24 protein-coding genes are annotated in these 23,998 nt (G+C 35.2%); 4 read left to right on the top strand and 20 right to left on the bottom strand.

The window, feature by feature from the left end; all coding sequences use genetic code 11:
- Nucleotides 1-503 precede the first annotated feature (503 nt).
- The 4 genes from PFZ69_RS17100 to PFZ69_RS17115 all read right to left on the bottom strand — a co-directional run bounded on the left by PFZ69_RS17100 (nt 504) and on the right by PFZ69_RS17115 (nt 2,768).
- Nucleotides 504-962, bottom strand: a complete 459-nt coding sequence (locus PFZ69_RS17100; protein ID WP_270182309.1) for a hypothetical protein — start codon at nt 960-962, stop codon at nt 504-506.
- 176 nt (nt 963-1,138) lie between these two features.
- Entirely contained in the window at nt 1,139-1,750 is a 612-nt protein-coding gene (locus tag PFZ69_RS17105) for an FMN-binding negative transcriptional regulator (RefSeq protein ID WP_270182310.1), read from the bottom strand.
- 21 nt (nt 1,751-1,771) lie between these two features.
- Nucleotides 1,772-2,290, bottom strand: coding sequence for a GNAT family N-acetyltransferase (locus tag PFZ69_RS17110; protein WP_270182311.1), 519 nt, complete (start codon nt 2,288-2,290; stop codon nt 1,772-1,774).
- A gap of 25 nt (nt 2,291-2,315) precedes the next feature.
- Nucleotides 2,316-2,768: a MarR family winged helix-turn-helix transcriptional regulator gene (locus PFZ69_RS17115; protein WP_270182312.1), complete on the bottom strand. Its 453-nt coding sequence runs from the start codon at nt 2,766-2,768 to the stop codon at nt 2,316-2,318.
- A 113-nt stretch (nt 2,769-2,881) separates the two neighbouring features.
- Between PFZ69_RS17115 and PFZ69_RS17120 the strand changes: the two genes are divergently transcribed.
- On the top strand, nt 2,882-3,475 hold the full coding sequence (locus tag PFZ69_RS17120; protein ID WP_270182313.1) for a YczE/YyaS/YitT family protein: 594 nt from the start codon (nt 2,882-2,884) through the stop codon (nt 3,473-3,475).
- Between the two features lie 206 nt (nt 3,476-3,681).
- Here the strand turns inward: PFZ69_RS17120 and PFZ69_RS17125 are convergent, their stop codons facing one another.
- The 10 genes from PFZ69_RS17125 to PFZ69_RS17170 form a co-directional block, all read right to left on the bottom strand.
- Nucleotides 3,682-5,469: a M3 family oligoendopeptidase gene (locus PFZ69_RS17125; RefSeq protein ID WP_270182314.1), complete on the bottom strand. Its 1,788-nt coding sequence runs from the start codon at nt 5,467-5,469 to the stop codon at nt 3,682-3,684.
- 98 nt (nt 5,470-5,567) lie between these two features.
- Nucleotides 5,568-6,482: a GNAT family N-acetyltransferase gene (locus PFZ69_RS17130; protein ID WP_270182315.1), complete on the bottom strand. Its 915-nt coding sequence runs from the start codon at nt 6,480-6,482 to the stop codon at nt 5,568-5,570.
- 1,481 nt (nt 6,483-7,963) lie between these two features.
- The gene (locus tag PFZ69_RS17135; RefSeq protein WP_442865207.1) at nt 7,964-9,463 is read right to left on the bottom strand and encodes an AbgT family transporter; all 1,500 of its coding nucleotides are present in this window, start codon (nt 9,461-9,463) and stop codon (nt 7,964-7,966) included.
- Nucleotides 9,464-10,535: 1,072 nt separating this feature from the next.
- Complete coding sequence (locus PFZ69_RS17140) at nt 10,536-11,468, bottom strand: alcohol dehydrogenase (protein ID WP_270182316.1); 933 nt, start codon at nt 11,466-11,468, stop codon at nt 10,536-10,538.
- 649 nt (nt 11,469-12,117) lie between these two features.
- On the bottom strand, nt 12,118-13,002 hold the full coding sequence (locus tag PFZ69_RS17145; protein WP_270182317.1) for an aminoglycoside 6-adenylyltransferase: 885 nt from the start codon (nt 13,000-13,002) through the stop codon (nt 12,118-12,120).
- A 521-nt stretch (nt 13,003-13,523) separates the two neighbouring features.
- Nucleotides 13,524-13,982 (bottom strand): heme-binding protein, encoded by a 459-nt coding sequence (locus PFZ69_RS17150; protein WP_270182318.1) that lies wholly within the window; start codon nt 13,980-13,982, stop codon nt 13,524-13,526.
- A gap of 12 nt (nt 13,983-13,994) precedes the next feature.
- Nucleotides 13,995-15,182 (bottom strand): MFS transporter, encoded by a 1,188-nt coding sequence (locus PFZ69_RS17155; protein WP_270182319.1) that lies wholly within the window; start codon nt 15,180-15,182, stop codon nt 13,995-13,997.
- Between the two features lie 25 nt (nt 15,183-15,207).
- The gene (locus PFZ69_RS17160; protein WP_270182320.1) at nt 15,208-15,942 is read right to left on the bottom strand and encodes an IclR family transcriptional regulator; all 735 of its coding nucleotides are present in this window, start codon (nt 15,940-15,942) and stop codon (nt 15,208-15,210) included.
- 208 nt (nt 15,943-16,150) lie between these two features.
- On the bottom strand, nt 16,151-16,582 hold the full coding sequence (locus tag PFZ69_RS17165; protein WP_270182321.1) for an NUDIX hydrolase: 432 nt from the start codon (nt 16,580-16,582) through the stop codon (nt 16,151-16,153).
- Between the two features lie 414 nt (nt 16,583-16,996).
- The gene (locus PFZ69_RS17170) at nt 16,997-17,359 is read right to left on the bottom strand and encodes a hypothetical protein (protein WP_270182322.1); all 363 of its coding nucleotides are present in this window, start codon (nt 17,357-17,359) and stop codon (nt 16,997-16,999) included.
- A 525-nt stretch (nt 17,360-17,884) separates the two neighbouring features.
- Between PFZ69_RS17170 and PFZ69_RS17175 the strand changes: the two genes are divergently transcribed.
- Both PFZ69_RS17175 and PFZ69_RS17180 read left to right on the top strand, forming a co-directional pair.
- Nucleotides 17,885-18,634: a GIY-YIG nuclease family protein gene (locus tag PFZ69_RS17175; protein WP_270182323.1), complete on the top strand. Its 750-nt coding sequence runs from the start codon at nt 17,885-17,887 to the stop codon at nt 18,632-18,634.
- Nucleotides 18,635-18,929: 295 nt separating this feature from the next.
- Entirely contained in the window at nt 18,930-19,424 is a 495-nt protein-coding gene (locus PFZ69_RS17180; protein WP_270182324.1) for a hypothetical protein, read from the top strand.
- Nucleotides 19,425-19,497: 73 nt separating this feature from the next.
- Here PFZ69_RS17180 and PFZ69_RS17185 read toward each other — a convergent pair whose 3' ends face one another.
- The 6 genes from PFZ69_RS17185 to PFZ69_RS17210 all read right to left on the bottom strand — a co-directional run bounded on the left by PFZ69_RS17185 (nt 19,498) and on the right by PFZ69_RS17210 (nt 23,241).
- On the bottom strand, nt 19,498-19,956 hold the full coding sequence (locus PFZ69_RS17185) for a hypothetical protein (RefSeq protein WP_270182325.1): 459 nt from the start codon (nt 19,954-19,956) through the stop codon (nt 19,498-19,500).
- Nucleotides 19,957-20,145: 189 nt separating this feature from the next.
- The gene (locus PFZ69_RS17190) at nt 20,146-20,805 is read right to left on the bottom strand and encodes an HAD hydrolase-like protein (RefSeq protein ID WP_270182326.1); all 660 of its coding nucleotides are present in this window, start codon (nt 20,803-20,805) and stop codon (nt 20,146-20,148) included.
- A 312-nt stretch (nt 20,806-21,117) separates the two neighbouring features.
- Entirely contained in the window at nt 21,118-21,396 is a 279-nt protein-coding gene (locus tag PFZ69_RS17195) for a hypothetical protein (RefSeq protein ID WP_270182327.1), read from the bottom strand.
- A 123-nt stretch (nt 21,397-21,519) separates the two neighbouring features.
- Nucleotides 21,520-22,095, bottom strand: a complete 576-nt coding sequence (locus tag PFZ69_RS17200) for a histidine phosphatase family protein (RefSeq protein ID WP_270182328.1) — start codon at nt 22,093-22,095, stop codon at nt 21,520-21,522.
- A 66-nt stretch (nt 22,096-22,161) separates the two neighbouring features.
- Complete coding sequence (locus tag PFZ69_RS17205) at nt 22,162-22,404, bottom strand: hypothetical protein (RefSeq protein WP_270182329.1); 243 nt, start codon at nt 22,402-22,404, stop codon at nt 22,162-22,164.
- Nucleotides 22,405-22,731: 327 nt separating this feature from the next.
- Nucleotides 22,732-23,241, bottom strand: coding sequence for a GNAT family N-acetyltransferase (locus tag PFZ69_RS17210; protein ID WP_270182330.1), 510 nt, complete (start codon nt 23,239-23,241; stop codon nt 22,732-22,734).
- A gap of 229 nt (nt 23,242-23,470) precedes the next feature.
- On the opposite strand from PFZ69_RS17210, the gene PFZ69_RS17215 reads away from it, so the two are divergent.
- Nucleotides 23,471-23,965, top strand: a complete 495-nt coding sequence (locus tag PFZ69_RS17215) for a GNAT family N-acetyltransferase (RefSeq protein ID WP_270182331.1) — start codon at nt 23,471-23,473, stop codon at nt 23,963-23,965.
- Nucleotides 23,966-23,998 lie beyond the last annotated feature (33 nt).

Consider the following 23,998-nt stretch of genomic DNA (forward strand, 5'->3'; position numbering starts at 1 on the left):
GTACCTCCTTCACTCTCTTTGTAAACGGATTCATGAAGACAGGATACTACGAGTAACTAGAAAAATCAAACTATTTAAAATTATTTGAAACAACCACGAAGTCATGTAGTGGTATTGTATTTCAATATGTAAAGCTAAAAAAGGGAACCCCGTCAAAATGTGGTTCCCTTAGCTATTTGATTATATCTACTTAGTAAAACTCCATATTGTTGAAGAATACTTAATTACACTGTCGGGGTTAGCAAATGGGATAATTTTCATACTGCTCAAAACAATCTTGCCAAACATATTTGTTACAATACCGTCTTTCATTATTGAAAATATTGTATCTTCTAATTGTAATATCGCTATCGATAACTTCTTCATATCGTGTCCTGGTTTTAATTCATGACCTGCAAATTTTAAAATAGTTCAGTAATAATCCTCTAATTTTTATACAGAAAAAGGAACATATCTATTTAGAGATATGCTTCCGATAATTGAACATAGACTATTAATTATTACTAAAATGAAATCATCAGTAGCTCTTTAATCTCTTCATACAACTTAGGATGGTTTTCAGTCGAAACATATTTAAGCTTGTTACCAGAAGGATCTTGGTAAATGAAAGAACCATCTTCAAACATATTAATAAAATAGGTTTTCCCCTGCAATTTTTCATTTTCTGATAAAGCAATTATGTAGTTACCTGTTTCATTTAATAACTTATTCTTCTCTTTAATTTTTTCTGGTTTTTGTTTAGTCACTTCAACACTTTCTAATTTTTGTATCAAGGTGCTAATTTTCTCAATATTCTCTAACTCTTTTTTAGTCTCATTACTGGCAATCTCCTTACTATTTACACCTTGTATGATGAGAAATCTATAATCCCCCTCAATTTTAATGGTCTCTGCTCCTTTCCCGCATCCACCTAAAATAGTTAAACTTATCATTAGCACCATTACTAATTTCGTAATATTCATTTCATTACACCTAGCTTCCTACTACTCTGTTCAACACCAATCATTTCAAAATGAAGGAATTTTTTCAATCATACTTTAAAAAACAAGAGCGTATCTGATGATAGATATGCTCCCGTTAGTTGAAGACTTGAATTCAAGATAAAAACATCATTCATAAAGGAAATACATAGAATGGATCACTTTCTTTTTCTATCGTTCATCACTTCAGATAATTGTTGAGAGTTTAAATCGTTTTCCTTATCAAGTTTATCAATAATGTTATCATAGTCATCTTCACTTCGGTTTTGACTCAATTTATAGGCTGCTTGAACTTCTAGCACTTTTACTTTAAATCCAACAATACCTTTAATTTGGTTTTTGGTTTTTTGAGAGAGCTTCTCCCATAACGCTCCACTTTCACGGTGTTTTTCATACTTTTGTAATAGAGCCTTCAGGTTTTCCTGCAATTCTTGTTCAGTCATAATACTAGCCGTTCCATATACATGGACTGCCTGATAATTCCATGTGGGCACATTTTCATCCTTGTACCAAGAGGATGAAATATAAGCATGAGGGCCTTGATACATCACAAGAACAGGATCATCCCCGAAAGTTTTCCACTGTGGATTAGCAGAAGCGAAATGGCCAGTGAGATAGTAGTCATCCCCTTGTTTATGTAACTCCAAAGGTAAATGAGTTGCAATAGGTTTTCCTTCTTCTGTCGTTACAATCGTTCCAAAAGAGTTTCTCTGAATGAAGTCTTTGATTTCAACGAAGTCCGTGACTTTAAAATGCTTTGGAATATACATGCTCCTTCACCTCTTTAATTATTATTGGAGTCTTTTAACCATTATTAAGTCCGTTTGTTCTTCGTCCCCCATATAAAAAGAGTGCTCTCCCGTTTGAACAAAACCTAAATTCTTATAGAAAGAAATGGCATTTTCGTTTTTTTCCCATACGCCAAGCCAAATTTTCTTTTTATTCTGTTCTAAAGCAACATCGTTAGCTTTATTGAACAGGTACTTACCAAGTCCATTCTTTTGAAATTTATTAATAATATAAATCCGTTCAATCTCTAGGGAGTCATCATCCATCTCTTCAGATTGGGCATTCCCTGTATTAACCTTTAAATATCCAGCGACCTCATCATTTATCGAAACAAAAAAGAAATGCGATGAAGGATTAGATAACTCGTTTTCTACTTGCTTTATGTTAAAAGCTGCTTCCAAATAAGCCTTCATATTTTCTAAAGAATTCTGATCCTCAAACGTCTCCTTAAATGTTTGATAACCAATTTCCTGAAGTTTTCGTGAATCTCCTTTTGAACATCTGATCACCTTAACATTCATTTGAATCTTTCTCTCCTTTCTATATTCAATAACTTCTCTTGTTTCCTTTTTTAACAAATTCCCAGTCTTTTTCTACATTTCTCCTTACTCTTTGAAGAAGGTCGAAAAGGTTTTCTATGTCTTCTTCGGATAATCCCTCTAAGGCAACGGTATTGGAATGGTCATTTTCTCTTTTAATAAAAGGAAAAATCTTTCTTCCTTTCTCAGTTGGATAAAGCTTTTTTATTTTTTTGTTATGTTCGTCTTCTTTCTTTACAATAAAGCCATTCATTTCAAGTTTCTTAATCGAGCGGGCTGCTGTAGTACGATCTACTTTTATTAACTCAGCCACTTTCTCTTGAATGATGCCCGGACTTTCACAGATTCTCACAAGATAAAGATACTGTCCTCTTGTGAGGTCATACTCTTTAAATTCTATATTACTTATAGAATCTAAAGCCCTCGCTATCATTCCAATTTCACGTAGGATTTCCTTCATATTAACCCCCTAGAAATTTTTGTTGCAAATGCAATATTTATCATCGTATACTTAATCTAACTTATTTTTGTTGTATTTGCAACAAAAAAATAATGATGAAGAGGTAGATTAATTTGAAACTGTTCTTTTATGTATTAGGAATCTTGCTATTAACCCTCGGCATTTCTTTCACAATACATTCTGACCTTGGTACTTCCCCTTTTGACGCCCTATTGGTAGGACTGTCTATCCACGTGGGTTTTACGGTAGGGACCTGGGAAATAATCATTGCTTTGATATTAATAGGATGTAATTCGCTTTTAAAAAGACAAAAACCTGAAGTTTTGGGTTTGTTAACAGCATTTATAACGGGGATTAGTATCGATATGTGGCTCTTTTTATTAGAAACTTTGCACACACCCGAGCTATTGTACAGCAAAGTTGTTTACTTTGGACTCGGCTTAATTGTTATAGGGTTGGGTACTGCCATATATCTACACACAAATTTTGCACCAATTCCGATTGACCGATTAACGTTAATCATACATGAATTAACTAGAACAAATATAACTTTTTCTAGATCAATTATTTACCTATTATTTTTAATACTGGCCATGATTTTTAAAGGACCAATCGGCATTGGAACTTTATTAATCGTTTGCTTAAGTGGTCTAATCCTGAACTACTTTATGACATTTACTAAAAAGGTACTGGTACCAGTTCCTTAAATCCTAGTACGCCAACAAGCTTTGAGAAGAACAATGCATCAATATTAGATATGTAAAAAAGTGAGTCTCTCACAATCCTTCTCATCAGTTAGATATTAAACAAAAAGAGCGTTAATCCTTTTTTAGATCAACGCTCCATTTAACGGAATACTATAACTCTAGATATTTGATTTACTGTAGTTCACAGTATTTAAGGCTCACTCTATTTAATTGGAAGTTAAGTCTAAAAACTCCTCTACATCTTTCACGCATAGCTCCATTCCTTTTTCCCAGAATTCCTTTGAAGTAATGTCTTCTCCTAGATGTTTCATAACTAAATCTTCCATAGACATATGTCCAGAATCACGAAGCAAGTTCAGATAATCTTCTTCAAACTCTAGTCCTTTTTCTCTTGCCTTCGCATAAAAACCTAAGGCAAATAGATACCCAAAAGTATAAGGGAAATTGTAGAAAGCGGATTGAGTAATATAATAGTGAGGTGTCCAAACCCATGAATAGATAGATGGTTGATCTAAAGATCCCCCGTACGCTTCAGTTATAGATTCTTCCATTAATTGATTTAAACGTTTGGGTGAAATCATACCCGCTTTACGTTCCTTATAGAATCGCTGTTCGAATAAGAACCTCGAATGAATATTCATGAAGTTCATAATACTACGTTTCAATTTCTCGTCTAGTATAGCAATTTTTTCTTCCTTATTATTTGCCTTTCTCATTGACGCATCAAGTATAATCATTTCACAGAAAGTTGAAGCACTTTCAGCAATACTCATGGGATAGCTCTTATTCAAGCCATCAACAGACTTCATGGCGTAATTATGAAAACCATGTCCTATTTCATGTCCAAGAGTTAACATATCCATAAAAGAACCACTATACGTCATGAAGATTCTAGATTCACCAGTAGCTGGAAAACTAGCACAGAAGGGAATAGGCGCTTTGTTAGGACGATCTTCAGCTTCTATCCAACCTTGATTAAAGGCTTCTTTAACAAAATTTCCTAATTCCGAACCAAACTGACTAAAATGGTCCGTGATGAATGTCACTGCTTCACCAAAGTGTACTTCTTGCTTAACGTTTGTAACAGGTGCCCAAAAGTTATAAGACTTCATACTAGAATCGCCCATCATTTCAGCTTTTCGATCTAAGTACTTGGAGAAAGATTGTTTATATGTATTAATAACTGACCACATTGTATTCAACGTTTCTTCTTTTATTCTGTTCTTCTTCAAAGGACTTTCTAGAGCATTTTTCGTCTCGCGCTTTTTATGTACTTGTATACGAAAGCCAGTAATGTGATTTAATACTTTAGCAAACAGTTCTTCCTTCTCTTTCCATATTGATTCCAGTGCATAATGAGCTTCCTTTCGCACTTCTTCACAATGGTGTGAACGCAAATTAATGGCTTGTCCAACTGATAGGTTCTCTACTATTCCATCAATCCTTATCTTTACGATAATATTGCTTATTAAACCTTTATAAAAATCGCCCCAAGCATGGTACCCATCAACCATTAAGTCAGAAATTAAACTTGCTTCATCTTCTGATAAGTGCGAATCTGCGTTTTCTCGCCATTCATCGAGAATAAATTTATACCCTTCTAACTCTTTCGTATCTAGCATTTCTCTCCATCGCTCTTCATCGATATTTGATAGTATCTTTTTCACTTTAGATAATACTTTTTCAAACCGAGCTTCTATTTGACCAATTTTTGCTCTTAAGCTAGCAGCGTCATGATCCTTTGGGTTTTGCGCAAGAAGACAAGTGATATATGAATTAGCTTGAGTATGATTTAAGCGAGTGTTCCCCATTTTTCCTACTAATTCAACTAATTTATTTGTTGTTTTATGATCAGTGAAAGAGTTAATAACACCTTCTAAATCATGGATAAGTGCTTCTAAATGCTCAATATGTTCTAAAAGCTGACTCGATTTACTGCCACCACTAAAAATCTTATCCAAATTCCATACTTCTTGATAACTTAACTTCTCCATAAACTCCCCCTTACGTTCTTTACTATTTCTTATTTCTTGCCTTTTAGATCATCGCTCCCGATAATTGAATAATCATTTCGTATTATGCTTTGCTTAAATCATACTAAGTACATTTCAGTTAAAGATTTATTCTTTATAAATCCAAGATCTTCATAAAGCTTAATCGCTGGATTATCTTCAATTACGGATAAACGGGTAGCCGGGTATTCTTTACTCGACATATTTATAGAATGCCTTAACAAGAATCTTCCAAGACCTTTATGTTGATGCTCAGGGTGTACGGCCAAACTCATGATGAGAGGATAGTCTTCAAATTCCATGTGCAGACACACACCAACAACCTTATTTGTGCACTGTTCTACAATAACTCTTGAACACTCATCCATGGCTTTATTATGCTGGTATATTTCGTTGAACTCTCTTACGTGATTCGTATAGTCCTCTTTCGTTCCGATTTGTTTATAAGCTGAATTCGCACTATAAGACTCAATTATTAAATCTACTATATCTGCTATATCCCCTTCTAAAACTGGGTTAGAGAGATATCCATCAGGAAGTATAGCCTTTATGGGTTGGGTTGGACGAATCATCCAATAATTAACTTCATTGACATGACATCCACTTTGTACATATGTTGCAACATGTTCCTCTACAACATCTCTAACAATAATCTTTTCGTCGGTATTAGATACCTTTTTTAAGTGGTTTAAAAGCTTATGAGCTAACCCATCATATTCCTCATAAGGAGGTACTACGAATAAATCCGCCATAAAATTGGGTTTTATAAATACACCGCCAATGATGTTGTCACCGTTCATGATGAAATATCCGCAGTCAAAAATGGATACAATTTCTTTCATTGCTCCCGAAGACCTTCTAAAGAAGTAATCTGCATATTTTTGTCCATAATAAACTGAATAATAGTTAAAGTATTCATCAGGTTCTTGATAAACTAATTTCAATCCATCTCCTAGATCAATAATTTCATTCAATGATTGAACTTGCTCACTCATACATTTCCCCCTCATCTGCCTCAACACTTCAATACCAATTATTTCAAAACATTTCCGAAAAATCTATCTCTTATATTAAAAAGGAACATATCTTTCTAGAGATATGCTCCCGTTTATTGAACATTAATTCTACCTTATTTCACCATAATTCTTCCAATAAGGCTGGCGGTCCTGGCTGCTATTCACCTTGCAAATTAGGGTTCAGATTAATAAGCATTTTCGTAAGCAAAAAGCAGTTCAATCAAGGGTACAATTTGTGTTTCTGTACTCCAAAACTGAACTACTTACCTATATAGATTTGACTCTTTTTCCATCACTATCGCCTTACATGAAATCCGACAAATGTACGACCTAATTTCTAATAGTTTCTAATATCATGTACTCATTAAATACATTTAGATTAGGCTAGGAATTTGCTTTCTTTTTTAGAGGGTATTTCCTATTGATTACTGCGGTAACGATCATAGTAGTCGAACTTAATGCCACTGCCTTAATTATTAAATTATCTGGCAAGAATATATATTCAATACCCATTATAACCATTAAGATTAAACATGTAATAAGAAACCTTTTCCCGAAAGACATTTCTAAACCTCCTCGAAAGTTTATTCACTTGATATGATTTCGAAATCAGACCCATTAGCTCCCATTACATACTCAATCTTAATATTTTTGCGAATAATTAAGCGCAGAGAGAACCAGAGCAGCAGTAATCTCGGAAAGCATCCAAATTTCTGTTTCGAGTCCCAAAGTCGGAGTAACACTACCAGAGACCAACTATGAGCTCAATACAGGGACAACCAATTTAGATACGATTTTTGACTTCAGATAAAAAACACCAGCTCCAATTTTTGCAAGTACAATCAGTAACTACCCTTCCAATAAATGTATAAACGTTATGTAGTTATCAATTTTATCTTTTTCATTATTAAATTTCTTTACTAGAACATATCCAAGTCTATCAATACGCTTTGTTAAAGTTTAATGTTGATAGTTATAGAAAAAAGGAGAGTTCCAAATATGGAATTCCTCTCTGGCATTATCGGGTTTTAAACTAACTCTCCCGTTTTTATAAGACTCAATTTCAAGATAATCCTAGCCTTCTATTGTCTTTTTCAATAGCGCTTGAACCGTCCCCTCGCTTCCTGCTTCATTCAAAGCCCTACCTTCTCCTCAATACACCACGCAAATATCGCGACTCTATGGTCTAAATGTCATATGAAGATACTTGATGAAGAGGACATTTTATTACTCAAGGATAAGGTTCACGTTGTTTTCCAAATTTAATAAAGAGAGCTAAAAATTTTAGCTCTCTTTCATAATTTCTCTTAGTTAATGCAAATATTCCACACTAATCTCTTAAAAAATGATGCCTGGCTTTATAAAATGTTAAAAAAAGAATGAGGTCAGATGCTAACATTTTGTTAAGCAAATGAACTAGCATAGACTGAATGATTGTTGATTAGTATCCGGTTGACTCATTAATAGTGGATAGGAGAGCCTGGTCCCAAATTAATGCCCGTCAGCATCCAGATAATTAACATGATTGTCCAAGACACAAGGAAAAAGATCGTATATGGGAACATAACAGAAATCAAAGTCCCAATTCCCATGTTTTTATCGTATTTTTGAGCGAATGCAATAATGATAGCAAAGTAAGTCATTAGAGGCGTAATGATATTTGTTGTAGAATCTGCCACACGGTAGGCCATCTGAGTTAATTCAGGTGAATAACCCAGCTGCATCATGATCGGTACAAATACCGGAGCCATCATTGCCCATTTTGCAGAAGCACTGCCAATAAACAAGTTAATGCTAGCGGCCACTAAAATAAAACCTAAGATTAATGGGATCCCTGATAGGTTGGCCGATTCTAAGAATTCCGCGCCATAAACACCGATTACCAGTCCCATATTTGTTTCTGAGAAGTAAGCTACAAATTGTCCTGCAGTAAAAGCAAGTACAATGAACATCCCCATGGAAGCCATCGTCTCAGAAAGCTGGTTTGCCACATCTTTGTCATTTTTAATACTTTTGACGGCGATGCCATAAAACAACCCAGGAATAAAGAATAGAATGGTGATAATTGGCACAAGGGAACTCATAAACGGAGATTGTATGATCCCTCCATCTTCTCCTCTTAAAGGCGCTCCAGCTGGCAGAATCAAAAGAGCAACAAGCACGGTTGCTACAGCGACAGAAATACCTGCCCATTTCAAACCTTTCTTTTCTGTAGCATCCAATCCCTTTAAATCTTCACGGAACTCGCCTTTGTATTGTCCCAAACGGGGTTCGACAATCTTTTCTGTGACCCATCCCCCTACAAATGTTAGCAAGAATACAGAAACAACGATGAAATAGTAGTTCATCGCTATGTTCATATTCGCCGCATAGGCAGGATCAATGATAGCAGCAGCATCAATCGTTAACTCTCCTAATAAGGGGTCCGTCGCTGATAAAAACAAGTTAGCGCTGAAGCCTGCAGAAACACCCGCAAATGCACCAGCAAGCCCCGCTAATGGGTGACGGCCAAGTGCTGCAAAAATGACAGCCCCTAGTGGAGGTAATACTACATAACCAGCGTCTGAAGCAACACTGGACATGACCCCTGCAAATACAAGTCCATAAGTGATCAATGATTTTGGAACAGACAGCACAAAACCACGTAAGCATGCACTAATCAGTCCGGTTCTTTCAGCTACTCCAATCCCAAGCATTGTCACTAGGACGACCCCTAAAGGAGCAAATCCAATAAAGTTATCGGTCATACTGGAGAAAATATACTCAATACCTTCTGCACTAAGGAGGTTGTTTACTTCAACAATTTTTCCTTCTTCCCCAGGGTGCTCTACACTCAGCCCAAAACTAGAAACGATAGCAGACAGTAGGACAACCAGTAGGGCTAATATAGCAAATAGTGTAATTGGATGGGGCAGCTTATTCCCTACATACTCAATACCATCCAATCCTTTTTGAAACATTCCTTTACTTTTTTTAAACAATAGAATTTCCTCCTCTCTTGTTGTAAAACAGCAATGAATATTCATACCGTAGCCGTTTTTGTCTATTGCTGTCGTTTTTAGTATAAAGCAAACTCGATACAAATGAAGACGTTCTCAAGAATATATAAAATTCCTATTATTACGAAAAAATACAAAGGAGGTATAAAATATTCAGGTTTAGAGGAACTGAGGAAGATGCCTGACCCACAATCTTTTACAGGGATTTTGCCGTGGATGTCAAGCGCCATTATAGGAGAACATCCCCCTCAAACAGGTCTTTCAAATGATTCATATTCAATGATTTTTTTCTGAAGATTTCAGTGATTCTTGGTTAATTTTCTGTATTGTAAATCACAAGCGAAATGCGCTTGCGCCGGGATTGAAAGCAACATGATATAAATGCTCCCTTTCGTCAACTCTCTGTCAATTGCGTTACTTCCAAAAATAGTAATTACATTTTTAAGTACTTACACCGTAATGCAAGGTCAATCCGCCTAATTACTGCCAAAAAAGAGCCCAATCCCTTCATAGGGTGGACTCTCTTATTAATTCGGTTATTAACTCACTTTTCACAATATCGGCCCCTGATCCCTAATTTTTCACAGTTATATAGCAGTGGGACAGGCACTCTTAGCCAAAGCAGATTTATTGGCTTCTTGATCATTTGCTCCCGATTGCAAAAGATATTGATATAAAACATTTCATAATAAAACATAGGAAGAACTTAATCTTCCTATGTTATCCATCATATTATTTATCTGTCTGTTGTTGCTTCTTTTTTAAATACTCTGCACGCATTTTTTCAAGATGATTCTTTCTATCAAATTTGGTAGTCGTCTGTTTTTCATGAAATTTTGTCACAGCTACCTTACCTTTGTTATCTAATTGGTATCTTCCCACTTTGTTCACCACTTTTCTTCAATTACAAGAGAATCTATTTATTAATATACCTTATTTTACAGCAGTAATCTTTATTATGAACACTTATTTCACAAAAAAGTATTCTTCTACTTTCTAAAGAAATGCTCCCTTTAATTGAATACTAATGTTATTAAACTTGATAAGTAACCAACACTTTTATAGGACTTTCACTAGTTTCACTAAGATACGCGAAGTAATCAATTAATTCATTTGAATGTATATGGCTTTCAAAAATAGTATTTACATATTCTGATTTCTTGATATTCTCGAAAAACCACTGACTATGTTGTCGATAGTCCCATCCGTCACTTGATCCCACGATTTTAAGTTCCTTCTTATAGAAGTCTTCATTCAAAAAGAAAAGGTCCTTGTTCCCGTCTGACAACACACAAACTTCCCCATTATGATTCAACGCTTTTAGTATTGCGTGAAATGCATTCTTACTTGAAGAGCACTCAAACCCATACTTATAATGCTCTCTGGGAACTTCATCTTCTGATATATAAACATTATTAGCTCCGAACGTTTTGGCTCGTTTACCTCTTGCTTTATTAGTTTCCAATACATCGACTTTCTCAACGTTTATGTACTCTTTCAAAAAATGAAGTGTCAGCAGCCCCATTGTTCCTGCCCCTGCTACTAAGACATGATCCCATTTGTTAGGTCCGAGCTTCATAACACCTTTCGCAGAGTCGCAAGAGAGAGTATTGAGTAAAGCATATGTATAATCAATCGTTTCAGGGACTTTAACAACCTTTTCAGCTTTTACTACCCCATAGTCTTTATGTCCATAAAAAGCTAGAACGAAATCTCCCACTTCGATGTCTAATACATGTTTTCCAGCTGCTATCACTTTTCCATAACTCTCATAACCTGTTTCTCTGGGGTATTTAGGATCGAGATCCGTAACATCGGATTCATTGTACTGAGGGAGTTCGGCACCTATACTTATTGCGCCTGCGATTGTTTGAATTAATAATTCATCTTCTTCAATAGGATTTAATGCCTTTCGTTCCCATTCTAGTTTTCTTTTTCCTACAAGTACTAATGACTGTTGCATCATTTGAAAACACCCTTTTATATGTTAGATATAATCTTCATATTTTGAACCCTTTATTTCCTTTACCTATATGTGTAGCTATCAACTCTGTATTAGTCCCTTTTAATTGAAGAATTCAATTTTATGATTAACCAAGTAAGAACAATTAAGTTATGATAAGGTAAATATGTAATTGCTAAAGTTAGGAGTAGAATATGAAAATACTAATAATAACCCTTATCCCAATAAGCATAATGGTAAGTTTACTCCTACATAAATTTAGGAAGCTATCAACGCTTAGAGAATCAATAGAATTTTTATACTTTATTGAAGCAAAGAATAGAGGTTTTCAGCAATTTCTTCAAAGAGTTAAATTTTTGTTTATCATTTTCTATATTCTTTTTTGGACTTGCTACCCTATTTTGTTATTCTTATCTTCATCAATATTCGAAATCCGCCTATATCTACTAAGTATAATAATGATCCTTGCTCCTATTATAGGAGGTCGGTTAGTTAGAGTGTTATCCCTCAAAAAATAACACTAAAAATTTATATTATTAATAGGTAGATAATAGATAGGTGTTTCAAATGTCTATTTTCACAATACTCGCCCCAATTCTTGAAGACTTCAAACGAAGACAATAACCCTGCCAATTCAGCAGGGTTATTTAATTCATTTTAAAACTTCTTTAGCATCTTTCGGTAATACCCGTACTTGCTTTAAATACATAGTCATATTTTCATCCTCATGGGATGGGTAGTTAAACGACAGATAATATGCAATATCTTTGCCTAATTCTCTAAATAACTCCCCACAAATGAACAACGAATTCCATATGTTCTCGTAGTTGTCATCAGAGTAAGTAGCTTTGTACTTATTCCAGTGAGAGTCCGGAAGCTGTTTTCTAAAATAGTTTCCTACTTTTCCAGTTGATACTTCGAAATTAGTGGCAATCCCAATCCACCATTCAACCATCTTATTTAACTCCTGTCTAACCACACGTTCCATCATGAATTTTGCATAGGGTAACTCATCTCGCCACATGCTTTTAGCAATGTTTTGTTGGCACCACCAGAAGTTATTACAGCAGCTTAAATACATAGACTCAGTAGGTTTTTTTACATGGTAGTCACTATCGGACGGCTCTGGGATACTAGGTAAACAATTATCTTTATCTAACAAAGGAACCGTTAGTTTGTCTTTTAAATAATGCTCCCTCATATGCTCTTTCGTTTCAATATGAAGATCAATCCGATTGCCATCGTCGAAGAGCATTAAATACCCATAAGATTCACTAAAATTCGTTTCCATTCCGCTTTCCTTACTATTTTTATCTGGTTCTTGGAACATAAGTATATTTCCAAATCCATGTACCCAATCTTCACTCTTGATAAATGGCAAGGTTTCTTTTACTACATATACAATATCGTAATCTTGAAAGATATCTTTTGACACGTTCGGATTTGTCCTGGAACCATTCATATATACAGCACGAACTCTTTGATCTTCCTTACCTCTTTTGATTATGAGGTCCATCATTTCTTGTTCACTTCTCATTTATTTTCCCTCCGTAGATGTAATAGTTTAAATTAGTTGGTTGTTCCATCTTAAGGAGGATCTCGTGAATGATATCTCTCACTTCTTAATAATGATGTTTATACCTTATTAAATATTCTCTTCATATGTAAATTCCTTTCACTGAAAATATCTCTATTTAGCATGGTTCGATAGCCGAAAAGAAAAACCCTTCTTAGGTTAACTAATTATAAAATAGAGAGCATAATACACATTTAGTGATATGCTCCCTTTACTTGAAGACTCGAATTCGAGGTGTTTGTGTAAACCTATAAGTAAAACATCAATATTTTTAAAATTAAATATTTCTAAAGGTTTATTACCGTTTTTCTATACTTTACTTAGTTTATTTACATTCAATACCCCAAATAGTCAAAAGACTTAACTTACTGTCTTCATACGTGTCTTTGCAAAGGTTCTTTCACAAGAAGTAAAATAAAATATAAATGGGGAAGGTTCTCGTGTTTGTCAAACCCGAGAACCTTCCCAACACAGTTCAAATCTTAATCTTTATCCAAGAAACGTCTAACTCCTGCTACACAGTAATCGTGATCCATTTGCGGAGTAAGCCCAGCTACGGTAACAGAACCGATCGTACCTACCCCTTTGATTGTAATAGGCAAAGAGCCGCCGACAGCTTGGTACTCCTCAACTGGAAGCAAGGAACTTTCGTTGTGTGTGGTGCCCATTTCTTCAAAACGAGCTGCAATGAATTGTGTGCTGTGATTGTAATGGTCCACGACGTTTTTTTTGCGGTATAACCATTTTATATTCTCTTCTGATGTTCCATCCATTAGATGAGTGAAAAGCGGCAGACGATTTTTCTCGATGTGCACCGCCACAGACTTGCCGTTCTCTTTCGCATATTGGACGAGTTCCATGCCCAGTTTTAATGCCTGTTCATTTGTAAATTGGTCGAATACCAGCTCATCCTCGAGTTGTAGTAGACCTTCTATATTCATATCTATTCTCCTTTAAAATAAATGTTGTTTCTTATCTAGTCGGTAGTTGATCACAGCCAGAAGAAGTGCGATGGTCACCATAATGGCACCAACCCAAGCTGTATCAAGGTAATTCATCTTCTCCACAACGAAACCACCGATCGCAGAACCGCCGGCAATTCCTATATTGAAAGCGGAGATGTTCATCGCCGATGCGACATCCTTCGCTTTTGGTACAAGTTTCTCAGCGAGCATGAGAATGTAGGACTGGACCCCCGGAGTCAACATAAAGGCGAATAAACCTAGAATAAAGACTGATGGATAGCTAAAGGTCTGGTTTGGAAGCAATACCATTTGCAAAAGAAGTACGAAGATTTGGATGAAGAATACAAATCGCAACGCTTTTACAGGATGGCTGTTGCTCACTTTACCACCGACGATATTCCCAATCGACACGGCTATTCCGTATAATAGAAGCATCCATGATATAGCCCCTTCGGTGAACCCGCTTACCTCCTCTAGTATTGGAGAAAGGTAAGTGAATAGCACGAAAGTCCCTCCGAAACCGAATGCTGTCATCAGTAGAGCAAGTAGAATTCTTGAGTTCGATACAAGCCGTCCTACATCACCGAGGGTAGGAGATTCAGTCGGTCGCTTCATTCGATCCACTGCCCATAGATTGGCAACTAGTCCGATGAGTCCAAGTACTGCCACAGAATAGAAGGTAGCTCTCCAACCAACCGCTTGTCCCACAAATGTCCCGAATGGTACGCCGATAATGGTAGCCACCGTCAATCCAGTAAACATAATGGAAATGGCTGAGGATTGCTTGTCTTTCGGCACAAGTTCCGCAGCTACAGTTGCAGCAATGGCGAAGAACACGCCATGAGCTACAGCTGTAATAATACGTGATATTAACAATAACTCATATGTCCCGGAGAGCCCTGAGAGGACATTTCCAAGGATGAAAACGGACATGAAAGTAAGGAGCAATCCTTTCTTTGGAAGCTTTCCCGTCATTGTCGTAACAATGGGAGTCCCGATAGCAATGGCTGCTGCGTAACCTGAGATCAAGGTCCCTGCTTTGGTTACGGAAATATCCAGATCCGATGCAACGGTTTGAAGGAGTCCGACAATAACAAACTCTGTCGTACCGATAGCAAAAGCACTAATGGCTAGTGACAAAAGTCCGATGATCGCTTTTGATGATAATTTACTCATAGCTGTCTCCTCCTTGACGTCTTAATTACAATAGTTTTGAAATTTGAGCGCTACATGCTCTGATCTTTTTACTGACCTGAGTGACGTATTGTTTTGGAATTCTACTAGCCGGTCCAGATAATGCCAAAGAAGCCACCACTTCTCCGTTTCGATAAATGGGAGCAGCGATACAACGAAGCCCGACTTCCGTTTCTTCATCATCCACTGCATAGCCTTGATTTTGAATGGCTTTGAGGTGATAGAGAAACAATTGTTCATCATCGAATGTATTCTCCGTTTGCTTCTTCCACTGTAGCTTTTTCAGGAATTTCCTTTGTTTTGATTCGTCAAAAAAAGCGACAATGGCTTTCCCAAGGGCGCTTCCATGCGCAGGATCACGATCCCCGACCTCAGAATGAATGCGCATAGCATGTGTACCATCGACTACCTGAGTCGTAACCACATCCGTCCCGTCCAATATCCCAATATATGCGGTTTCTCCCAGCTCCTGGCTTAGTTCGTACAGAGGAGAAACCGACACCCAATCCACTAAAGGATTGTGGTTTTGTTTGAATTCCGCTAGCTTAGAAGAAACCCGATAAACTTGACCGTTCTTCTCTACATATTCCATGTGTTCTAGAGTATGGAGCATGCGGAAGGCCGTCGTTTTGTTGAGCTTCATGTGATGCATCACTTCGTTCATTGTCATTCCCCCGCTCTCCATCAGCAAATCGAGAATGATCAATCCTTTTTTCAACGTTGAAACTTCATATTGACTCATGAGTGTGTGCCCCCTTTGCACAGTTGTTATCATATAGCGCCGAAAAGTGAATATCAAAAAAAGAAGTTGTGGTTTCGATATATGAAACTCACAACTTCATGATTAGCTTCTAAACCTAATCTTATTCTTTAATAAGGTATAACCAATATTGAACAAAAAAGCGATTGCTCTTGTTGAACAATCGCCCCCGATAATGGAATAAAACATTTTAAAAATCTATATAGAATGGTTGTAAACTTTCATCCAAACAATATTCAATTCTCTCTCTGAAATTTTTATATGTTACCATTTTTAGCGCTTTTTCAATAGGATAGAAACCTACTTCCAAACTCTCTGGTGAAGTGGCTATTTTACCTCCTACTGATTTTGCTAAGAACAGTGTATTACATATTGATCCGTGAACATTTTGAAATACCCCGCAGAATTTATCCACTTCAATATCGATACCTGTTTCCTCTTTTGTTTCTCTTATCACAGCCTCAATTAGAGATTCTCCCTCTTCAACTTGTCCGCCAGGCATTTCCCAACCTCTCCTAGGTCCCCTGATTAATAAAATCTGTTTCTGTTCATTGATGACAATAGCTGCTGCCGAGACTATATGTTTTGGTGGTGAATAGTTATCTAATGTACTTTTGTTCAATAGAATTTCTCCTCATATGAATATTTGTTAGTGCGTTTATTTACCTTTCAAAACTCGGCTCGTTCTAACTTTAAGGTCCTATTTCTTAATTAAATATCTGCTCCCTATAATGAAACAATCTACTCCTTGTTGCGAACTAAATAAAAAGGAAAATAAGCTAACAATAGACCCAGTGTCATTAATATCAAAAAAGTCCAAGAACCTCCATCCATTGCTTGCTCTAAGAATATGGAGTTATAGAATAATAAAAAGAATGAAACAATAAATGTGATTAGACCAAGAGTAATGTTAATTTTATATCTTATGGTCATTCAATTCCCTCCAATTAATCCTTATTCATCAGTTGCTACGTCAATTGAAGAGTCTTTGTATTTAGCATTTGCTCCCTTTTTTGGAATAGCCTACTCTCAATACTTAACGAAACTGTTCTCTGAAAATAAACTTATATTTAGGCTTTAGTGTAATCTCAATAATGTTTTCAAATCTCTCTGATGCTCCGTGTATCAATCGAATTATTGAACTATCCTTCCTATCCTCTACAATTTCTAGCTTCTTTACTGAGTGAAATTCAATATAAGACAAAACGTTAGTTGTTTTCTTATCCTTCACACTTAATGAAAACTTCTGATAAAAAGGTGAAATAATTACTTCGAAGGCTTCGTGCTTATTCTCAAAAGAAAATGTTGATTTATCATTATATAAATCATCTGTTTCATCGTTTCTTTCAGGCAGTGCTTCGAAGACTGATATTAGGTTTAACTCTCCTGGATACTCCATCATCATTACTCCTTTTTGCTACCCAATATACCATTACCAATTACTTTAACTTATATAAATATAGTTCCACTTAAGATAATAAAACAAAAAAGAGCGTAACCCTTCTAGATCATCGCTCCCATTAATTGAAGAATCAAAATCAAGACATTGAGGAGGATAAAATTCATTTGCTCCACCTCTCCCCCATACTCTCACTTTGTCTCTTTCTTTAAATTCTGAAAATGAATCAAAAAAAACTATCGATATGAAACACGTGAGCATTGTATAGTTTGTCATTTTCTCTAGAAAGTTCATTCCAACTCATATTAACAGCCTGTTCCTATCGCCCCTTAAAATAAATACACAGGAAGGAAGCGTAATCCTTTCTAAATCAACGCTTCCGATTGTTAATAGTAAGTTCAATTTGAAAGTGCAAATAATCGTACAATAAGAAGTGTTAAATAGATAATTTAAATAGTCTAGATCACCAATTTCACTCATATTGTTAAAGACATTTGATCATTTACTAACGAGGTGATAAGTAAAATGAATAAACAATTAACTAATATGATTACTGGACTTATGGCTATTTATTTCATTTATCATTTAATTATTGCCGGGCTTAATGCTGTATGGAATTGGTTTCTTAGTCTGCTTAATTTCATAGGGATTTGGGTACATAATCATATTGAAATAATTTTAATTTGTCTTGTAATAATTACTATTGTGCCTATAATATTGAAACTTATATTTAGAGTAGAAAATAAACCTACATCCACTTATACTGAACAACCAGGTAACGAATCTATTCAATTAAGCGAAGAAGAAAAACAAAAAGCTTCTTTTGAACGATGGCATCATATTAAACAAGATCCCACTTCAAATCAAACCCAACAAATGATAGAAGTGATGAATGAAATGCTTAAATCGAATCGCCATCGAAAAGAAAACGAGGGTATTTATAATAATTTATTGAATATGAACGGTTTAGGATATGTTTACTTTGTTAAAACACCTGATGGAACTACTAAAATCGGTTTAACTAAGAAAGATCCTTTTAAACGCATTACTCAAATATTTGGGGGTGTGAATACCTCTTATAATGTGGAAGTCATTCACTTAATTCGTACTAATCATCCAGAAAAAACGGAAAGGAAATTCCATAAGTACTTTGAAACAAAAAGATATATTAATCTAAATGATCCCACTGAAAAAAGCGAATTTTTTCATCTAGATCGTGATGATTGGAGATGGATTAGACGCCAATCCACCAATGCTTTAGCTCGTGCGAAATAATTTAAAATAACCTGTTAAAAGAATGGTGAAATAATTCCAGTTAGCAATTTTAAAAATTCAATTTACATAAGGAATCTTGATAATATATCACAACTAAACACCGCAAAAAGCGGTGCTTTTTTCTGCAAAAAACCTCAAATTAATAATATATTGAGCTATTTCTAGTAAAACTTTTACTTATTAAAAGCTCCCTATTAAGGAAGATGACCTCGAATACGATTTCTCTATACAATTAGTGATAATTCATCTTATCTTAGGTGAAATTAATAACATTATGTTATGAGAGGATGTAATTATGTTTTCAAAAGTTTCAGCACTAAGTATACCTTTTCTCTTTATTTCACTATTATCTTCTTATAACACGTATGCCTTTTCAGATAGTGACGAAAGTCGATCGTGTAATATCAACCAGTTAGTAGTGAAAGACATTACGAGTAGTTACCCAGAATTAATTCCTTACCTAAAAGACGACAATTCACTTCGCTATTCGATAGATGACTTACAAAAAGCACTAATAATTGAAGGTACCGAATCCTCACATCTTAAATCTTTATTACCTTTGTATAGTGGTGCTTCACAAGGTGAGAAAATGCTATTAATTGTAGGTGGAATGGAGCCATTACCGCCAAAATATGATAATTCATTTGTGGGATATTTTATATATAAGAAAATCGACGGATCCAACGTCAAGATAACCCTGAGAAGAGGAACTGCCTCTTGGGACATAGTAAGTAAAGACATAGAAAGAAGCAAAACTGTATCCCTTTCAAAAAAATGCAAACACAACTAAAAGAATTAATTCTAAGGGAGCAACCTTTCTAAAGATAAGCTCCCGATAATTGAACATAGACTATTAATTATTACTAAAATGAAATCATCAGTAGCTCTTTAACCTCTTCATACAACTTAGGATGGTTTTCAGTCGAAACATATTTAAGCTTGTTACCAGAAGGATCTTGGTAAATGAAAGAACCATCTTCAAACATATTAATAAAATAGGTTTTCCCCTGCAATTTTTCATTTTCTGATAAAGCAATTATGTAGTTACTAGTTTCATTTAATAACTTATTCTTCTCATTAATTTTTTCTGGTTTTTGTTTAGTCACTTCGACACTTTCTAACTTTTGTATCAAAGTACTAATCTTCTCAATATCCTTTACCTCTTTTTTGGTCTCATCACTGGCAATCTCCTTACTATTTACACCTTGTATGAGGATAAATCTATAATCCCCCTCAATTTCAATGGTATCGGCTCCGTTCCCGCATCCACCTAAAATAGTTAAACTCATCATTAACACCATTACTAATTTCATAATATTCATTTCATTACACCTAGCTTCCTACAACACTGTTCAACACCAATCATTTCAAAATGAAGGAAATTTTTCAATCATACTTTAAAAAACAAGAGCGTATCTGATGACAGATATGCTCCCGTTAGTATAAGACTCGATTTCAAGATACCTTGTAATAGATCTCTAACTAAACAAAGCACACTTTAGTTCAATAAGCTATTTGTTTAATTTAGTTAATATTGTTTGCAGCTCTGTTAAATCGTCAATGACCATATCAGCCTGAGAAAGTTCATCTTCTCGTGCAAAGTCAAAGTTGCATCCAATTGAAACTAAACCATTATCTTTGGCTGCATTTATATCTGAAAGTCGGTCTCCAACTACTGCTCCATTAGTGATACCGTATTTTTTTATAGCACTTTGGACTAAGTCCGATTTATTCAACGATTCAATTTGTTGGATACTGAATGTTTCCGTAACCCATTTATCCAAATGATAATAACTGACAATCGCTTTTAAATATTCCGTTAAACCATTGCTTGCTATGTATATTGAAAAATCATTCTCTTTTAAGTAACTAAAAACTTCTTTTACGTTAGGATATAAAGCACCTTTACCACTGCTTATATTTTCAATTAGGCTATTTAGGAAATAAGTATCCATTTGTTCTCTTTCCTTAACGGAATGATTAGGTAACAAAGTCTCCCATACTTTTGGTAAAGGAATCCCCATAATTTCACGGTATTTATCAATAGGCGTTTCCTTATCCCATTTATCTAATGACCGTAAACGGCTAAAAGCATCATCCAGTGATAATTCAAGTATTTTATCTGTTTGAAATAGTGTTCCATCCATATCAAAGATTAGTGATTGTGCCATTATTTCCTCTCTCCTTCAACATTACTGCTCCTTAAACTTATTACACAAAAAGAAGCGTAATCCTTTTTAGATCAACGCTCCCTTTAGCTGAAGATCATCTAAAACCTATTCGCAATGAAGGTTTGAGAGAAGGTGTAATTAAAATCCAAATCGTTCACCAATATTAGCTAAAACCGACCTTTTAGCAACTTATTAATGTGATAACTCTCAAATAAACTAGAATTTCTCAAAAAGGCACTGTATTCTTTAGCATGTCATTTTAACATTTTTAATGCCGGCTTTCTTTTCACTAATTAGTTAGATAATATCCTATTATTCATTAGACGGAGCGATTACTGCGAATAATGCTATAATAACAAAAATAATAATAAAAGTTATTTCTGATTGAAACATAGCGATAATAAAGATACCAACAGTGTAAATAGTAATCCCAATGATGTTCCAAGGAAATGGCCTTTTACTTTCAGTAACTTTGTAAATAACCAAGCCCATTATACCGCTTATTACAATCGCTGCTAAAAGTTGAGATATTTCAAATAAAAATATTCCAACCAAACTAGCCAAAATAAAACCAAATAGTATCTTGAACAAAAAAACCACGCCTTTTTAGTTTAAATCCATTATGTAGTTGCTCAAATTCTTAACGCAGTTCCACCAGTTATCACACTAGCTTTAAAGAAGTGCACTCTATTGAGCAATCAAGCTCCCGATTGCTTAATACTGCATTCTTACCCAACCTGCATCCTTCGGAAAGTCATCTCTAGTAAGTAATCGTTTTGAAGTTAACTGCCGGTAAGACGTAATTGTTCCATCGTGAGACACGACATAAATATTGCCTTTCTCTTTCTGCTTACACCAATTCAAGAATGCTTTACCAATAATACGAAACTCTTTCTCTGGCATAGTATTTATACCATCTTTCCAAAGTTCATCAGGACAGTTATGATCTATGGAGAATGTAGGGAACACCCTTTCAATTTCCTCCCGTTTCATCATTACGTCACAAGGAAGCGTCCTCCACTTTTGCTTTTGTGGAAACATTCTCGGAGAAACCACAGGGCTAACATTTGTTTTAACTTCCGCAGTCCCCATCAATATTTGAGCAGTCTCTAGCGTTCGTTGAGTAGGACTAATAACAACCATGTCTTCGCTATCTAAAGGAAAAGTATCCCTTAATAAATATGCTTGCTCCTTACCTTCTTTCGTTAGAGAAGGATTTTTCATATGTAAACTATTAGGTGTATCTAATGTGTGTTCTCCTTGACCGTGTCGTATAAATACTAGTTCCATACTTCCCTCCCTAAACTTAAAATTCACTATTGAATTGCTCCCTTTAAAGGAATACTTCAAATTAAATTAATCCTCGAACTCGATTTTTGTTAGAAGGGGAGCGTTCTCATGCTTTTCTAAAATGTTTGTTAGATCTTTTATCGTATCTTCTTCCAATCGGTAAGTTTGACTTTCTTTTGGAACAAGACTTTGTATGAACCCTTCTCCATCTTCAGCTATCCATAGATGAAATGATTTATTATTGCTTCCTTCACCAATAAGATCATAGGTTAATAACGGAGGGGTTTTAATAAACTTTTGTTCATCCAATTTTTTTGCATTAGTGGTAGCATCAATGAATATTCCTACCTCTTGGTTCTTATCAAACTCTACTTCTCCTGGAGATTTTTCATTTCCAATCCAATAGCGCGCTTTTATGTTTCAACATTTTCTAATTCGTTAGTTGAACAGGCGCATAGAGCTATTAAAAGTAGCATCATAATCAATAGATTTTTCTTCATTAAATGCCCTCCTAGTTCTTCCACCAACCCTTATAAATCAACGCTCCCGTTAGTAGAATAAGCCTATTATTCACAACGACTAAATACTCTTTCAAAAATACCATCTATTATTAGTTTTTTAATCAATCAAAGATGCTTATATTATGCGAGAATAGTAAGCTACATCGGTAACTCTGCCGAGTAAATTCGATTCAGGCAAGACCGCTACCAAAGTAAATCCGAGTTTTTCAATTAACTTTTTTGACTTAGTATTTTTATTATCTATGGTAGCAGATAGTCGTTTAAGGTTTAATGTGCTTTTACTATGCTCAATGACCGCGGAAACCGCTTCATACGCAAAACCGCCCCCCCAATGCTCCCTCATGAAGCGATAACCAATTTCGCCAAGATAATCTTCTGCTATTTCTGGAATCATTACATCACCGATAAACTCATCAGTATCTTTTAATGCGACCGTCCATTTTGTTTCAGTACGATTCCTAACCATTTCAAACATTGAGTGTTCATCACGAGGAGGATTAATTCCAAGAAATTCTCTTACTTCATCATTGTTAAACATTTTAAGCATATTGGGAATGTCTTTTTCCTCTCTCGGACGTAAAACCAATCGTTCTGTTTGAATTATCGGTGCTTCTTTTTTTAACATGACTTATTCAGCCTTTCGTATATTGACTATTTGGTATTTAGATTCCTTCTTCAAGTAACCTGCCCAGTTATTAACTTAAACAAAAAGGAGCGTAATCCTTTTAGATCAACGCTCCAGTTTGCTTAATACTGAATCTATTTATTATTATCATATTCTCAAAAGCTGTTTGTAACTTGAGATTGACAAGACTATAATCGAATTATATTACAAATAATGGAGGCGTAAAATATTGGATTCGACCACTACAAATACTACTGTTCGACTAATTAAATACAATAGCAATTATGATAGAGATCTATCGAACTTTCACCTTCCAGATGACCAATTAATGTTCACAGCTTTACCCTTACAGAAGATTAATGATCCTAAGCTTTCAGACCAAACCATACATATTTTGATTCTAAAAGATGAAAAGGCAGTAGGTTATTTTGCTCTAGAACAAGGTTCGAAATTGCAAAAATATTGTAGTAATGAAAATGCAAGGCTATTAACTGCATTTTCAATTAATAAAGAAAGCCAAGGCCAGGGTTTAGCAAAGTCAGGGCTTAAAATGCTACCAAGTTTCATCAGCAATAACTTCCCTGACATTAACGAAGTGGTACTTGGCGTTAATCAAAAAAACCAAGCAGCTATCAGTCTTTATCTGAAAACTGGATTTGTGGACAATAATGAAATATATAACGGTCCTAAAGGACCACAACATATCTTGCACCTGAGTATTTAAATATAGAAAAGGATGCTTTCCTTGTACAAGTTA

The sequence above is a fragment of the Alkalihalobacillus sp. CinArs1 genome (assembly GCF_947387515.1).
Taxonomy (GTDB): domain Bacteria; phylum Bacillota; class Bacilli; order Bacillales; family Guptibacillaceae; genus Guptibacillus.